At 30.6% G+C, this 15,286-nt stretch carries 16 protein-coding genes; 1 reads left to right on the top strand and 15 read right to left on the bottom strand.

The window, feature by feature from the left end:
• Window positions 1-230: 230 nt before the first annotated feature.
• The 12 genes from CURI_RS02350 to CURI_RS02300 all read right to left on the bottom strand — a co-directional run bounded on the left by CURI_RS02350 (window position 231) and on the right by CURI_RS02300 (window position 10,522).
• Window positions 231-833: a class I SAM-dependent methyltransferase gene (locus CURI_RS02350; RefSeq protein ID WP_041701418.1), complete on the bottom strand. Its 603-nt coding sequence runs from the start codon at window positions 831-833 to the stop codon at window positions 231-233.
• Window positions 834-1,111: 278 nt separating this feature from the next.
• Window positions 1,112-1,816 (bottom strand): transglutaminase-like domain-containing protein, encoded by a 705-nt coding sequence (locus CURI_RS02345; RefSeq protein WP_014966679.1) that lies wholly within the window; start codon window positions 1,814-1,816, stop codon window positions 1,112-1,114.
• Window positions 1,817-1,861: 45 nt separating this feature from the next.
• Complete coding sequence (locus CURI_RS02340) at window positions 1,862-2,620, bottom strand: helix-turn-helix domain-containing protein (RefSeq protein WP_014966678.1); 759 nt, start codon at window positions 2,618-2,620, stop codon at window positions 1,862-1,864.
• A 494-nt stretch (window positions 2,621-3,114) separates the two neighbouring features.
• Window positions 3,115-3,651: a GNAT family N-acetyltransferase gene (locus CURI_RS02335; protein WP_014966677.1), complete on the bottom strand. Its 537-nt coding sequence runs from the start codon at window positions 3,649-3,651 to the stop codon at window positions 3,115-3,117.
• 14 nt (window positions 3,652-3,665) lie between these two features.
• Window positions 3,666-3,797 (bottom strand): hypothetical protein, encoded by a 132-nt coding sequence (locus CURI_RS16275; RefSeq protein WP_266353714.1) that lies wholly within the window; start codon window positions 3,795-3,797, stop codon window positions 3,666-3,668.
• A 135-nt stretch (window positions 3,798-3,932) separates the two neighbouring features.
• Window positions 3,933-4,640 carry a nitroreductase family protein gene (locus CURI_RS02330; protein ID WP_041701416.1) on the bottom strand — a complete coding sequence of 236 codons (708 nt, stop codon included), beginning with the start codon at window positions 4,638-4,640 and terminating at the stop codon, window positions 3,933-3,935.
• Between the two features lie 507 nt (window positions 4,641-5,147).
• Window positions 5,148-5,891, bottom strand: coding sequence for a hypothetical protein (locus CURI_RS02325; RefSeq protein WP_014966675.1), 744 nt, complete (start codon window positions 5,889-5,891; stop codon window positions 5,148-5,150).
• A gap of 86 nt (window positions 5,892-5,977) precedes the next feature.
• Window positions 5,978-6,547, bottom strand: coding sequence for a hypothetical protein (locus CURI_RS02320; protein ID WP_014966674.1), 570 nt, complete (start codon window positions 6,545-6,547; stop codon window positions 5,978-5,980).
• Window positions 6,531-7,958: a sensor histidine kinase gene (locus CURI_RS02315; RefSeq protein ID WP_014966673.1), complete on the bottom strand. Its 1,428-nt coding sequence runs from the start codon at window positions 7,956-7,958 to the stop codon at window positions 6,531-6,533. Before CURI_RS02315 ends, CURI_RS02320 begins: the two co-directional genes overlap by 17 nt.
• On the bottom strand, window positions 7,959-8,612 hold the full coding sequence (locus tag CURI_RS02310) for a response regulator transcription factor (protein WP_041701413.1): 654 nt from the start codon (window positions 8,610-8,612) through the stop codon (window positions 7,959-7,961).
• A gap of 413 nt (window positions 8,613-9,025) precedes the next feature.
• Window positions 9,026-9,628 (bottom strand): class I SAM-dependent methyltransferase, encoded by a 603-nt coding sequence (locus CURI_RS02305; RefSeq protein ID WP_041701411.1) that lies wholly within the window; start codon window positions 9,626-9,628, stop codon window positions 9,026-9,028.
• A 267-nt stretch (window positions 9,629-9,895) separates the two neighbouring features.
• Window positions 9,896-10,522: a flavodoxin family protein gene (locus CURI_RS02300; protein WP_014966670.1), complete on the bottom strand. Its 627-nt coding sequence runs from the start codon at window positions 10,520-10,522 to the stop codon at window positions 9,896-9,898.
• A 219-nt stretch (window positions 10,523-10,741) separates the two neighbouring features.
• On the opposite strand from CURI_RS02300, the gene CURI_RS02295 reads away from it, so the two are divergent.
• Entirely contained in the window at window positions 10,742-11,164 is a 423-nt protein-coding gene (locus CURI_RS02295; protein ID WP_014966669.1) for a MerR family transcriptional regulator, read from the top strand.
• A gap of 282 nt (window positions 11,165-11,446) precedes the next feature.
• On the opposite strand, the gene CURI_RS02290 is transcribed toward CURI_RS02295, so the two are convergent.
• The 3 genes from CURI_RS02290 to CURI_RS02280 all read right to left on the bottom strand — a co-directional run bounded on the left by CURI_RS02290 (window position 11,447) and on the right by CURI_RS02280 (window position 15,281).
• Entirely contained in the window at window positions 11,447-12,481 is a 1,035-nt protein-coding gene (locus CURI_RS02290; RefSeq protein ID WP_014966668.1) for a Cfr family 23S rRNA (adenine(2503)-C(8))-methyltransferase, read from the bottom strand.
• A gap of 164 nt (window positions 12,482-12,645) precedes the next feature.
• Window positions 12,646-14,124: an Lsa family ABC-F type ribosomal protection protein gene (locus CURI_RS02285; protein ID WP_014966667.1), complete on the bottom strand. Its 1,479-nt coding sequence runs from the start codon at window positions 14,122-14,124 to the stop codon at window positions 12,646-12,648.
• 551 nt (window positions 14,125-14,675) lie between these two features.
• Window positions 14,676-15,281 (bottom strand): ATP-dependent Clp protease proteolytic subunit, encoded by a 606-nt coding sequence (locus CURI_RS02280; RefSeq protein WP_081580469.1) that lies wholly within the window; start codon window positions 15,279-15,281, stop codon window positions 14,676-14,678.
• Between the last annotated feature and the right edge of the window lie 5 nt (window positions 15,282-15,286).

Below are 15,286 nucleotides of genomic sequence, written 5' to 3'. Positions count from 1 at the left end.
CAAACAAATATAAGAAATATTTCCAATTATTTTTACTCGTATTTAACCATAACAAAAGACATCTACTATAATTACTGTAGATGTCTTTTATTATACCTAAACATTATATTCATTCTATATTAAACTTACTTCTCCATATCTTTTATAACTGCAAGATTTATTTAATACATTTTTCTCTTTAACAAATTAATCTTAAAGCTATCATAGAACTAAAATTCCTGACTGAAAGTTTATTTCTGAGCATCAAGTATAAATAAAGATGCATCATGATTCATAAATATTTTACTTCCGGTATAAAAAATTTTGGATTGAGTTTCTTTAAATCCTAATTTAGTCATAAGCTTAATAAGCTCTACTTGATCAAATCCGTTATGGACCATATCTGAAACTACTTTCTCATTTTTATTAAAATCTACTATTATTAAATGTCCTCCTACATTTAAAATTTCATATAGTCTTGATAAAACTAACTCTATATCATTAATATGAAGTAGAACCTGAGACATAAAAATATAGTCCACACGTAAATCCAATAAGCTTTCTTTTTCCAAATCAAAACATAATGTATCTACATTTTGAATGTTAAAGTCAATAATTTTTTGTTTTATCTGATCAATCATATTCTGTGACGTATCCATAAAAATCATAGAATTGAATTCATTTAATAAGTTCCTTCCAACAAGACCAGTTTCACATCCAAAATCAATAGCATTCTTATTATTAGAATCGATTAAGCATTCACGAATGGCATCTGATGTTAACTTTGCAATTTGAATCCTTTCAAAAGTATCATATCTGCTAGCCATCATATTAAAGGTATGGGTATTTCCCATATTTAATTCTCCCATCGGTCTTATTCTTAAGATCCCAAATACATACTACGACATCAAAATTATAGTTTCATACTCACAAAGCATTAGAATTTTATCCATCACTCTATCTATTTTGTTCTTTGTCAAAAGAACAACCGTCTCCGCATGCCTTGAGGATACAAAATAGATGCGTTAGAATCCAGTACTTGCTTGGTGAGAGGTGCCTTTCTTAAAAAGACTCATCATTTTTTTAAGTTTAAATCAGATAATCTTTCAGAGAAATATGTTTAATTTTTATATCATTTTACGTCTCCTCTAATTTTAGATACATTTTGATTCATAAGCTTTCTACCAATATTCTGATAAAACCATTTCTTCAATGGCGAGAATTCTTGACTATGCTTCCTGAAGAATTCATCCGGAGAGTTAAATATTCCATAGTCCTGATTGATCCCTTCCTTTTGTATATAGGTATCATTTTTATTCCAATAGATTTGTGGTTTTTTAAAATCATTGGTTGCTACACAGTATCCACAAAAATTTCCATTACATTCATAAAACTTTTCTTGGAGTTTGTTTAAATAAGGAACATCAAGTATAAACCCCTCTATATTTAACCAGTTTCCTTCAAAAAAAATCTCCACCCAACTATGGACAATATTTTGGGGAGCAACACTGTACATTAAACCTGTCATAGCGCCTTTTTGAAGAGCTTTGTTGATAGTAAACCCATGAATTCGGCATGGGATACCAACAGATCTAAGCAGAGCCATAAATAAAGTCCCTTTAGTATTACACTGCCCATAACCGTCTTCTAAAACTCTACTTGCTTTTATGGTGTCATCAACATTATAGCCAAATTTTATTTCATCCCTAACAAAATTATATATCTCAAGTATCTTTTGAAACTCATCTTTATCTTTCCATTTCCTGTTTTTAACTAACTGCTGTATCACATTACTATCATAATTCAACATAGGTGTTACCTGTAAATACTCTTTCATAATATGACCTCCTTATATCTTGATAATCATATTATACAAATTTATTTATAGACTTAATTTCAAAAATCTGCTATCTGCGATAATATCCCTTGCTGACATACCCGTCATTTTTTTATTGATAAAAGCAAAATGTGACGATGAATTAAATCCTGATTCTATTGCTGCATCTGTAATACTTTCACCGTCAAATATCTTTTGGTATACTCTTTGTAGCTTATGAAGAACAATATAACTTTTCAGTAGAATACCAGTTTCTTCTTTGAAAAGATGCGAGAGCCTGCTTTCTGATATGGACATTGCTTTTGCGATATATTTCACCTGATGAAGTGTCTCATCACAATCACAGGTATCTATCATTCTTAATAACATCTCTATTCTTTGATCAATTGCAATTGGTGTATAGCCATCGAAATAGCTGACAACGTTTTTTATTAACACCGAATAGTTATGGCTTTTTCCATAATTAATTGCATTTAATAGATGCATTTGTAATTTGACTGCTCTATCCTCACAAATAATATAATACGGATTATCTTTTAGTAAGTATACTCGCATAAATTTCCCTAATTGAGTTGTTGGATCTACCAACATTGTAAAATGAATTAAATTTCCAGAATAAAACTCATGCATTGTATTCACATTCACAGCTATGGCTCGGCAATTTATTCTTTGACCCTCTACGTTAATTATTAGTTTTTCATCAGCGCCAATAAATAGCTGTAACAGCCAATGCTTATGCAAGTCTGATTTTATACTATTTGTTATAGCACCGAAATTTTGTCCAAACATAAAAATATCATTCATTTCCTCAGCTCCTGTTCAAAAATCAGCCTCAGTAATCTGCTTTTTAGAATTTCCACATCCGCGCATTCACATCGAAAGTATCATTCTTTTTTCCCAGCACTTTGAAGTGCTGCTACAACTTATATCTTTTCGCTTTCTCTTTTAATTTTAATATTTGATCTTCCATTTTAGAGAGTTTTTCCATAGTCAAGTCAAAATGTCTTCTTACAGGAGTACCAAGTTCTGTAAAATAAAAATTGCAAAATCAATCTCTCTTGTATTTATCTGCAATAGCATTTTAAAATCATTAAATCCTTTCATACTAAAAAAATTTGTTATTTTATCAATATCTGTTTTTACCATATTATTTACCTAAAGATATTGTTCGTATCTATCCCATGTATCAAGAATATTAAGAGATATGTACCTATACGTTCATATCTTTTAATATTTAACTTACAATGTCTAACTTATTCTTATTTTAGAATAATTAAAGGTATGATCATAACAAGAAGCTAGAGCGCATATTCTAGTTGGCAATCACAAGGTTCTTCAGCAACTAATTTTAAATTGTATTCTGTTGCCTCATTACAGCCAATAGCTTTATAAAAAGCCCGTGATTCTTCCGACGAATGAGCCGATATATACAACTTCTCAGCACCCATCTGTTTTGCTTTTTCACACACAAGTAAAAACAGTTCTTTACCTATTCCTATACAACGTTTCCCATAAGAGGTGTATATATTTGAGAGCTGCAGATATTTTGATTTTGAACCAAACAATTGATTTTCAATAGAGGCAAATCCCACAAGTATATCGGCATAAAAAGCACCAAATACTACACCTCCTGTTTTAATAGTACTATGTAAACATTTTATCAAGTGATCATATTCAGGTAAGTCCCACTGTTCTGTAAAGGAAATATCTTTTAATATCCACTCATTGTTTTCCTTGCGCCAACATTTTTTCACATCTTGATAACGGTTAAAGTCTGCAAATAACTGTAAATTTATTTCGGATATTTTTAATTCTTTGTAGCTGATAGTTTGCAAAATGTTTCCTCCTATTATATAAATAATCTATTTATGAATGTCTCTTTAAACATTTCAATAAATTCATCTTCTGTTGCATCCAATGATCTAATTACTAATTGAAGATTACCATAGAACAATAGTCTCAACGTGTCTTGAGAATACAAAGAAGATCCTCTTTGAACATAGTATGACCTTGCTTTCTGATAATATAGACATTAAAAAATAAGATGAAATAATTTTCTGTTGATTCATTTTTTACTATCCGTTCTATAAAACTTTAAATTCAATAACATATAATACTAACTTAAATGAAAAACACCACTGTTTCCAAATTCAAATTTTCCTCCTGCCCCTATCTCGAAATGTTTCTTTGCAATACCTAAATCAATCAGATCCATTGAATAATCATCCACAATTCGAGCACTTAAGATGTTGCTCTCATACTTAAACATTGCTTTTTGTGTGTTTTTAGCACTTGGTGCAAGTAATACAGCTTTCATTCCGTTTTGTACCCATTGAGGCAAAGGTTGATCGCTTATGATTCGTTCTTCCATGCTCTTTATTTTTCTATGTGTAGCCAACCGAATCATTTTTTCTGTTAGTGAAGGAGCTGCCACTTTGCCTACTAAAATAACACAAACCAACTCCTCGCTGTCATCAACAATTAATTCGTCTTTATCAAAGGTACCTCCAACCCAACAGGTTCCCAAGCCTAAATCAGTTATAGCAAGAACTAAATCTTCTCCGTAATAACCAACCTTTTCCTTCAAGTCTTTGAGATCTTTTTTTCCTTTCATCAATATAACTGAACGCACATTCGTAAATAAACCATAACTCTTTCTTAATTTCTGAAAAGCATTACTTCCGTCCTCCAAGAATTCGATTGCTAAGTCAGATGCTTCATTTAATTCATTAATAAGAAAAATGATTTTTCCCTTTTCCTGATCTGTAACCGGCTCTTTTTCAAACTTTCTTCTTGAAATTCTATTTTCCATTGTACTGCTCATAAAATCACCTCCAAATTATTCATCAGTTTCCTTGATAAAATTCTTTCATAAAATCTTCAATATCGGATACAAGAATTTTTGACAATTCATAAAATTCTCTCTTATCAACTTAAGTTGCTCGTGTTTATCCATATAGGCACCTCTTAAATCTTGTTAAATAGTTCAATCCAATAAACCATATGTAAATCATATAACAGCTTTTAGCCCTATGCAATATTGGGAGAGAAAATTAAGACTAATTTATTCCAACTAGACATTTAAAATCATCGTCCGAAAGTCATATTAGTTTTTGGTCGGTATATAAAAACAAAGGCATCAAGATTTTTTGATCCTGATACCTTTGGATTTTATGTCTAAAATTTCTACTTTGGAGGCTGTGTCTCTTCGAATATCCTATGGCCATGCTCTTTTATTTTTATCTCGACCACAGTTCATTATTACTACTGTCTCAACATGTAAGGATTGCTTATACAAATGTAATTTTTCAAAATTTATTATTTTTAAAAACTACTTAGAAAGCAAGTTAAGTCCCATATTTCCTGCTTCCACTTCAGCAATTATATCATTAGCAATTATAGCATCTCCCGTAACACTTTCTAGTGTTTTTACTTTAGTACCATCAGATACTCTTGTATATGCTCCATCACTACATGTCATTATAGAATACTGATCTTCAACTCCACCTCCATAGTATGGAACTATCAATTCTCTTGCACCATTTGTAACAGTATCACTAATAACAACTGGAGTATGAACTAATTTGAAATCTTGATTTACATGCAGCTTACCACCATTTTCAACTACCCATAGTGCACTACTTCCACCAGTTCCACTTGTATAAGGACCCATAACAACTACAAATATTTCGTTTACTCCATCCTTATTTAAGTCTACATAGTTATAATAATATCTTGTAGTTTCATAATACTCTTCTGGAATTTGATAATATTCGATAATAAGATCTCTCAAGCTTTGGTTGACCGAAGTCTCTGACTTAATCCCTCTAATTCCTTTTGGTAAATTAATCATAGGTATTTCGTCTAACTTACCTACTTTGTCTTGTAACTTCATAATTTCTTGTTTCTTACTGCCGTTATTCAAATCTCCATCTTCTTTTAAATAATCTTTAATACTATTAGTCAATTTTACTCCTACATCGCTTCTGTAATTATATGCATAAGCCCCTGCAGAAGCTATCGTAACTAAAATCAAAGAACAACCTATTACACTTTTAAAATATTTTGTTTTCATAATTTTTCCTCCTAGTTTAACCTTTTAAATGTTAAAGCATTTTATATATTCATTATTACATTTAGTTGTATCACATTTGTATCATACTACTTGTTTTGAATATATTCTTTCCATTCTTTTTGCAATGTGTTTAGGTGTTTTTCTTCGTCATCTTTTAGTTTTTCTTGTGATTCTATTTTTATTATTTTCCCATATTCCTCTTCTAACACAATACTATAAACTATATCCTTAATTTTCACAGTACCTTTCCAAATAATCATTGTATGAGATGGGGTCTGAGAGTTTATTAAAAGAAATGGCTTTATATCAATTTCTTCTTTAATAGGTCCATAGATATCCATTTTCAAAGAAGAAATTTTACATAGTTCCCTATAACTCTGCATTCTAGCTTCATATAAACTATAAGTATCTCCTGTATCAAGAGATATCCATTCAATATTTCCTTCTTCCAAATTCACCATCTTTATTTTGTCTTCAAGACTCATTGAGAATTCAGGTGTTGTATGAATATTCGGAGATTCAACTTTTATACTAACTTCTTTATTCAATAATTTTTTATCCTGTATAAAGAAGAATGTGCGTGGTAAAAACATTATAATAAACATTAATAATATAGTTATTGCACCTTTTAGCAGATGATTAGTTACGTTCTTCATTCTTCATCTCCTTCCACACCAAAGATACTTTTGTTCCTTTGTTCAACTCACTTTCATATATCATATCTCCATTATGCAATTTCATTATCTGTGTACATATAGTTAATCCTAGTCCAGCTCCACCTTCTTTTCTAGAGCGTGACTTGTCCACCATATAGAAAGCTTCTTTTATTTTTTCTAAATCTTTTTTTGGAATGCCTTTACCGTTATCTATAATATCTATCTTTATATTTTCCTCTTCTTTTTGCGCTTTAATTCTAATAATGCCTTCGATATTTATAGCTTTTCTTGCATTATCTATTAAGTTAATTAAAACTGTTTTCATAAGATCCTCATCTACATTCACGTAAAAAGAATTTATATCTAAGTCAACTTTAATTTCTTTCTCTACTAAGCTTCTATCTGTTATTTTCAATACATCATCTATCAATTTTGTTATCGAAATTTTTTTATATTTAATTTGTGTTTTTCTTTCTACAATTAATTCTAGCAACTTTATAGACAGATTTTCTAATCTTTTTCCTTCTGAAAAAATGTAATTAGCTGCAGTAAACGTAGTACTTTCATCTAGTTTTTTGCTTCTAAGAATGTCTGCGTATCCAATGATTGATGTCAATGGGGTTTTTATTTCATGTGCAAAACTTCCCACAAAATCTTCCTGTCTTCTTGCGGCTTCTTTTAAGTCATTCATATTTTTCTCTAATGACTCTGTCATTGAATTAAAATAGTTAGCTAAAGTTCCAAGTTCATCCGTGCTTTTATTTTCAACTCTAACAGTCAAATTACCTGACATAATCTTTTTCATTGCTTTTGTCATTTCATTAATAGGTTTTGATATCCAACGAACAACTACCCAGTTTATTAATCCACCTATTCCTCCTATAACAAGTGCCACTTGTAAAAAAATAGTCTGTTGTTCTTTTCTATATGAAAATACAGATGATAAATTTTTAGAATTTTCAATTATAATTTCTTTTTCATTTAATTTAAGAAGTGTGTTTACTTGTACATAGTATGATTCTTTATCTCTATAAATTTTGTAATTTAACTCTTCTTCAATATTAGCCACATTATTCATATTAATAAAATCAGTAAATCCTTGGCTTTCAGTAATTACTCTATTATTTTTATCTATAATCCTAAACTGTCTTTTTTCTTTTTTCCAGTTTTCACTCAATGTTTCTAGAACCGAATCTAGAGCTTCCCTTTCATTTCTATATATTGCTCTATTGTAGTTTCTCACAAGTGTAGCAATTTCCATTCTCATCATCAAATTTTCACGTTGTGCATGTTCTATCTCACTATCAATAGCATTATTAAAAGTTACTGTTAGCATTATTGTTTCACCTATACTTAGTGTGAACATAATCAATAGTAGTGTACTAATAAATATCTTATATGAAAATTTCATTTACGCCTCCAATCTATATCCAACTTTATGAACTGAAACAATCTTTTTTTCCCAACCCATTTTTTTTCGTAAGCGTTGTATATGCAAGTCTACAGTTCTACTATTTTCTTGATATTCACCTTCCCATACTCTTTCGTAAATTTGTTCACGAAACATTGCCATATTCTTATTTTCAATAAAAAATATTAAGAGTCTATATTCTTTTTCTGTTAATATAATTTCTTTTTGACCTTTTTTTATCATATGAGCTTTTGTGTCAACAATTACATCCTCGAATTCAACTTTATTTGAAACTTTATGAAATCGCCTTAATACAGCTTCTACCCTAGCTAATAGTTCTAATACTTCAAATGGCTTTGTTAAGTAGTCATCTGCACCTAATTTAAATCCTTTTATCTTATCCTCTAATCTTCCTTTTGCAGACAAAAATATAACTGGTATATCCATATGCTTAATGAATTCTATTAGCTCATATCCATCTACTTCCGGAAGCATTATATCTAATAGAATCAAGTCATATCTCTTTTCTAGCAACTTATCTGATGCTTCCATACCATCATATGCCATATCGCAAATATATCCTGAGGAACTTAAGCTTAATGCTATTAGATCCGATATGGGCTTTTCATCTTCTACAATTAAAATCGTAATCATTATTTTCCTCCTTATTCTATTTGAAAATTTCTTACCTTGAAAATATCTGATATTAGTAGCATAGTACATGCTTATTTTTCTCTATTCGATAATAATCCTATTAAGTATAAATTTTTTATAGCTTTGTACTTCGGTTTTAATTATAACTTTTTATATATTAATTATCTATCCTAAAATATTTAAGAAAAATCAGTATTATAGGTACCAAATCCAAAATTTGATTCATCATTTTTGTAATTGTAGTTAGCAAACACACTTCATTCTCTATTACCATAATTAACCCTTTTAATATAATTTTAAAAAAAGCACTAGATACATTTTAATTTATATCTAGTGCTTTTTTAAATTATATTTTTTATTAGTAAAATCATTTTTTTAATATCTATTTTTTCTAGTTATATTAGTCAAAAAGTTTATTTCTGAGCATCAAGTATAAATAAAGATGCGTCATGATTCATGAATATTTTACTTCCAGTATAAAAAGTTTTGAATTGAGTTTCTTTAAATCCTAATTTAGTCATAAGATTAATAAGCTCTACTTGATCAAATTCATCATGAACCATATCTGAGACTACTTTTTCATTTTTATTAAAATCTACGATTATTAAATGTCCTCCTACATTTAAAATATCATATAGTCTTGATAAAACTAACTCTATATCATTAATATGAAGTAGAACCTGAGACATAAAAATATAGTCCATATGTAAATCTAATAAACTTTCTTTTTCCAAATCAAAACATAATGTATCTACATTTTGAATGTTAAAGTCAATAATCTTTTGTTTTATCTGATCAATCATATTCTGTGACGTATCCATAAAAATCATAGAATTGAATTCATTTAATAAGTTCATTCCAACAAGACCGGTTCCACATCCAAAATCAATAGCATTCTTATTATTAGAGTCAATTAGGTATTCACGAATAGCATCTGATACTAACTTTGCAATTTGAATCCTTTCAAAAGTGTCATATCTACTAGCCATCATATTAAAGATATCAGTATTTTCCATATTAAATTCTCCCGTCTGTCTTATTCTTAAGATCACAAATATATACCACAACATCATTAACATGAATAAAGCGCAATCCCTGTTCTCATTTTCGTAAGCAGCAGCGCAGTCAATATGTCGATATCCTGTCTTGATTGCATTTAATGCAGACTTCTCTATTTCCTCTCCACTAGGTGTACGGAACGTACTGAATCCTATATTCAGAATCTTATAATCATTGCTTAATGAGTAAAAGTTTCCCTCATAATTATCTTACTTCGTTATCTATTATCGTATAAAGTTTGTCATAACACGATCTTCTTCTACAGGAAAAGGTACTTTTTCTTTTCCAGCATCAATTGTCTTAAGGAGCCAAGCCATTGATCTTGCATTTTTATGGATGGTCTGAATACCCTCTCCGTCCTGATGAACTTCTCCTTTTTTAGCACCATATGCTATTGTCCAGTATTGAGACGGCGGCATGACTGTCTCAGCTAAGTTAAGATAGTTATTTAGTTGATGTACTACATCTACACCACCTGCACGTCTTACAACTGAAATGGAAGTTGCAACTTTATATTTAAAATAAGATGAACTCGTGTAGAATACTCTGTCTAAGAAAGACTTCATTGTTCCTGCTATTCCTGCATAATAAGTAGGAGATGCAAGAATAAGGCCATCTGCTTCACGCATTTTTTTCGCAACCTCATTGACAATATCATCTTTGAAAACACAGTGATTTTCCTCAGACGTCCAACAATATCCACAACCAATACACCCATGAATATTGAGCTGACCAATTTGAATAGTTTCAACTTCTATACCTTGTTGTTCTAACTCATCTGACATAACCTTTAGTGCCTGACTTGTGTTACCATCTTTACGAGGGCTACCGTTAATAGCTATTACTTTCATAAATCCACACTCCTTTTTCTTCTATATGCCAAGTATAGACCTTACACTTAACTCTAAGTCAATAGTATATGTGAAAATTTTTTTCATATTCATAAATGCATACCCCTTCTTCCAAGGCAGGACAGATATAGCATTGCATTTAACAATTTTCATAATCATCCTTGACTTAAAGCTAAGTGTAAGTTATATAATATATAAAAACTATCTGAGGTGATAAACGTGAACTATACCATAGCGCAGGCCGCTAAAAAAATGAATTTAACAACATACACATTAAGATACTATGACCGTGAAGGACTACTCACTAATGTTAAAAGAGATAAATCAGGCAACCGTATTTTCACAAGGGATGATATGGAAATGCTCTCACTCATATGCTGTCTTAAGAATACTGGAATGCCTATTAAGAAAATAAAGCAATTTATGGATTGGCAAAATGAAGGAAATGATACTCTTCATGCACGTAACGATATGTTAATCAACCACAAAGATGATGTCTTGAAGCAAATCGAAGACTTAAAAAAATATCTTCGCTCGATTGATCGAAAACTTGATTATTACCATGATGCCTGCCAGGCATATGATACAGACTCGCCAATTCCAACCTGTTGCGAATATACGGATAATGATTCAGATTTTTAAGTTTAATTTTAACAACTGTTTCTATCTTTTTTATGAATTATACGGAATCTGTATTTTTGTCTTTAAGAAACGAAAAAGGAAGCTGTTTCTCTACTCATTAATCAATTAGTTTTGAAACAGCCCCCTTATTCATTTTTTTAAACATGCTAGTTAATAAATCGATTCGACACTACACTCATTTTAAATAACAACATTATTTTACACATACCTCATTCAATTAAAAACCTTCAAGATCTAAAATGAGCCTATTTTTTTACTCAAGTATATATCTTAAAACTAACATTATAATTCATTTTCATAACACAACTGTCCACAAGCAGCACTAATCTCAGAACCAAATTGTGTTCTAACAGTTGCATTAATACCAGCTTTCTTTAGTGTACTATAAAATTGCTTGATATCACTTGAAGGTTGAAATTTAAAAGTTGTTTTGTCCGTAGAATTATAAGGTATCAAATCAATATGATATAAATGCTTCCATGAACCTCGACTTTTCAATAGACCTATAACTGCCTCTGCATGTTCTTTCGAATCATTAATTCCTTTAAGCATAATATAAGCAATAAACACTCGCCGTCCCGTATGAATGACATGTTCATCTAATGCCTTCATTACATCATTCAATGGAAATGTTTTATTTATAGGCATTAAATCACTTCGTTGACTTTCAAATGGTGAATGAAGTGAAAAAGCCAGATTCACTTGTGGAAATTCTTTGGTCAATCTTTGAATTCCTGGTATAATACCAATTGTTGAAATAGTAATTCTTCTTTGACTTAATCCAAATAAATTTCGATCAGTCAAAATTTTTACTGCATCAAATAACTCTGGATTTGCAAAAGCCTCACCCATTCCCATAAATGAAATACTATTCAGTCTATGGTTATTAAAATAGAAATAAAGTAATTGGTCAGTTATCTCATCAGCAGTAAGATTGCGCTTGAACCCAGCACTTCCCGTTGCACAAAAACTACATCCAAAGCCACAACCACATTGGGAAGAAACACAAAACGATTCCCACCCCTGCTTATATTTTAGCGCAACAGCTTCTATTCTTTCTCCATCAGTCAATTCGAATAACAATTTTTGAACTTGTTTAGAATCTTGTGAAAAAACAGGTATTATACTAGATACATTCTTTCCAAACTCATTTACTAAAGCTATCCTTAAAGCCTTTGGCAGTATACGCATATCATCAAAATTATCTATTCTTTGATGAAAAATAGCTTTTGTAACTTGTTCGTACCTATAGTCAGGTAATTTTAAATTTGATACTATTTGTTTTATTTTCTCATATTTCGTTTTTGTCTGTTTCATGTAGGCTTCCTCCTCACTATTAATAGTTAGGAAGCAAAGCCAGTATAATTAGTGCGACTTATATTACTCCATGCAAGCGTCGCCCAAAACATCTGGCTTTGCATGGAGCCTATTATGTGTTATTTTTATATTTCCATTAAACATGTTAATTGTCATTCCTACCTTTATAATTTTATTATTTTTGTTGCAACATTTTCACAAAATGCGCTATCATGCTCAACAAACAAAATTGTAGGTTCATGTTCAATTAACAATTGTTCAATCTGCATACGAGAAATGACATCAATAAAATTCAATGGTTCATCCCAAATATACAAATGTGCCCGTTCACACAAACTTTGGGCAATCAATACCTTTTTCTTCTGCCCTCCGCTAAAATCTTCTATATTCTTTTCAAACTGTTCTCTTGAAAAATCAAGCTTTCTAAGCATAGATTTAAATAGACTCTCGTCAATACAGTGTTTACCTGCATACTCGGATAAGTTACCATATAAATCTGAAGTATCTTGTGAAACATATGAAATGATTAACTTATTATTTTTTCTTACATTTCCACTATGGGGGATGTCTTCTCCATAAATTAATTTCAATATACTTGATTTTCCGCTGCCATTCTTTCCTTGAATAGCAATTCTTTCACCTTGTTCTATAGTAAAATTTACTCCTTCACAGACAATTCTATCATCGTATTCAATTGCAACATCCATAAGCTCTACAAGCTTTTTATCATGGAAAGTAAGTGGTACTATTTTTAAACTTTCATTGGATTCAATATTTTTAAGAAGCTTTGATTTTTCCTCAATCATGTTTTGTTGTCTAGCTTCTATATTTTTAGCACGCTTCATCATTTTTGCAGCTTTATGTCCAACAAATCCTTTATCTAATTTGCTTCCAGAATTAGTAGTTCCATGCTTGCTGCTTTCAACGCTATCTGACCACGTAGACGTACGTTTTGCCGATCTGGAAAGTCTGTTAATATCCTTTTTCAATTTTTCGTTTTCTGCTAGCTCAAAACCATCTTGTAATTCTTTGTTTCTCCACCATGAAGAAAAATTTCCTTTTTGTATTTCAATATTAGTTTTATTAATAGATAAGATATGATCAATACAATTATCTAAAAAAGATCTATCATGTGAAATCAGAATAAATCCTTTCTTTTTTTTCAAGTAACTACATAGTTTTTGCCTAGCTTCAGTATCCAAATGATTAGTAGGCTCATCAATAAGCAAGAAGGAGTTTTCTTTCAAAAACATAGCAGCCAACAATGCTTTGGTTTGCTCTCCTTTAGATAGTGTATAAAACTCTCTATATAAAGCATCGTAATCCATATCTAACAAAGATAATTCTTTTACTATTTCCCAATCCATTGAATTTGGACTAATCTCCCTTATAACATCTATGGTGAATTTGCTTTGATCATGCACCTCATAAGGAAAATATTCAAAAGTCACATCAGCTGAAATGTTTCCACTATATTCGTATTTTCCAAGCAAAAGATTCATAAAAGTAGTCTTTCCTCTTCCATTCCTTCCAGTGAATCCTAATTTCCAATCAGTATCAATTTGAAAACTTACATTTTCAAAAATATTATCATAGCTACCTTCATAAGCAAAGGTTAGGTTTGTAACACTTATTAAAGACATATTTTTGTCCCCCTCTGTATTTAATAGTATAAATAACAAAGTCGGAACAATAGGCGACCTCGTTATTACTCCATATGAGTGTCGCCTGCAATATCCGACTCTATATGGAGATTATCATGTGTTATCAAAGTGTCTTTATTTACCATAGTATTATTCATCCTCCTTATTTGAATTATTTATAAAAAATAAGAGCTGCAAGAATTAATTATTCTTACAGCTCTTAAACATGCGTAGTTAAGCTAATCATTATAGCATAACACAAGTTTGTATATTAAGAGAAAAAAGAATAACTTTCTTGCACAAGTACAACAAAACAAACAGAACACACCTGTTTATTTTTGTATTAAATGTACTTTAAAAATTAGCAAGAAAAATTAATCATTTTTTCACCTCAAATTTCAAATTTTCTATTATTGTACTATAATACGTCTAAAAAGTCAATAAAGGGTGAAGTTTCTGTTAAGTGTTTTAAAAATAAGATTTTAAATAACTGATTAAATACAGATATCCAATTTAAAGCTTCGTTTTAATCCCGGTTTTTAAATATAATGTTACGTACGATATAATAAAATCTTATCAATTAACCCATATTCTTTTGCTTGCTCAGCCGTCATATAACAGTCTCTTTCCATGTCTTCATTAATCTTTTGGATTGGCTGGCCTGTAAGCCTACTATATATTCCATTCAGAGTTTCTTTTGTTTTTTCAAGCCAGTCACTATGAATTTTAATATCTGTGGCCTGCCCCTGTAGTCCGCCAGATATTGATGGCTGATGAATCATCACTTCACTGTTTTTCAGGGCAAAACGTTTACCTTTCTTCCCCGACGCCAGAAGTAATGAAGCTGCGCTCCCTGATTGGCCTACACTGATTGTAGAAACATCGCATTTAATATAATTCATTGTATCTATAATAGCAAAGCCGTCTGTTACTGAGCCACCTGGACTGTTAATGTAGAAATGAATGTCCTTGTCACAGTCAGCAGATTCCAAGAAGAGCATTTGGGCAATAATTAAACTCGCAGACTCATTTGTTACCATGCCGTTAAGCATGATAATCCTATCGTTTAACAACCTCGAAAAAATATCGTAAGAGCGTTCTCCTCGAGATGTTTGTTCAATTACCACTGGTATAAGATTACTCATATTAACCTCCATTCGCT

The sequence above is a fragment of the Gottschalkia acidurici 9a genome (assembly GCF_000299355.1).
Classification (GTDB): domain Bacteria; phylum Bacillota; class Clostridia; order Tissierellales; family Gottschalkiaceae; genus Gottschalkia; species Gottschalkia acidurici.
Note: the sequence above shows the minus strand (reverse complement) of the source record. Positions and strands in the feature narration are given on the sequence as shown.

Coding starts and splice junctions, on each gene's coding strand:
- CURI_RS02285 (WP_014966667.1), bottom strand. CDS start 14,124: ATGTCTTTAATAAGTGTTACAAACCTAACCTTTGCTTATGAAGGTAGC.
- CURI_RS02325 (WP_014966675.1), bottom strand. CDS start 5,891: ATGAAAACAAAATATTTTAAAAGTGTAATAGGTTGTTCTTTGATTTTA.
- CURI_RS02340 (WP_014966678.1), bottom strand. CDS start 2,620: ATGAATGATATTTTTATGTTTGGACAAAATTTCGGTGCTATAACAAAT.
- CURI_RS02280 (WP_081580469.1), bottom strand. CDS start 15,281: ATGGAGGTTAATATGAGTAATCTTATACCAGTGGTAATTGAACAAACA.
- CURI_RS02330 (WP_041701416.1), bottom strand. CDS start 4,640: ATGAGCAGTACAATGGAAAATAGAATTTCAAGAAGAAAGTTTGAAAAA.
- CURI_RS02350 (WP_041701418.1), bottom strand. CDS start 833: ATGGGAAATACCCATACCTTTAATATGATGGCTAGCAGATATGATACT.
- CURI_RS02290 (WP_014966668.1), bottom strand. CDS start 12,481: ATGAAACAGACAAAAACGAAATATGAGAAAATAAAACAAATAGTATCA.
- CURI_RS02310 (WP_041701413.1), bottom strand. CDS start 8,612: ATGATTACGATTTTAATTGTAGAAGATGAAAAGCCCATATCGGATCTA.
- CURI_RS02320 (WP_014966674.1), bottom strand. CDS start 6,547: ATGAAGAACGTAACTAATCATCTGCTAAAAGGTGCAATAACTATATTA.
- CURI_RS02345 (WP_014966679.1), bottom strand. CDS start 1,816: ATGAAAGAGTATTTACAGGTAACACCTATGTTGAATTATGATAGTAAT.
- CURI_RS02300 (WP_014966670.1), bottom strand. CDS start 10,522: ATGAAAGTAATAGCTATTAACGGTAGCCCTCGTAAAGATGGTAACACA.
- CURI_RS02305 (WP_041701411.1), bottom strand. CDS start 9,628: ATGGAAAATACTGATATCTTTAATATGATGGCTAGTAGATATGACACT.
- CURI_RS02315 (WP_014966673.1), bottom strand. CDS start 7,958: ATGAAATTTTCATATAAGATATTTATTAGTACACTACTATTGATTATG.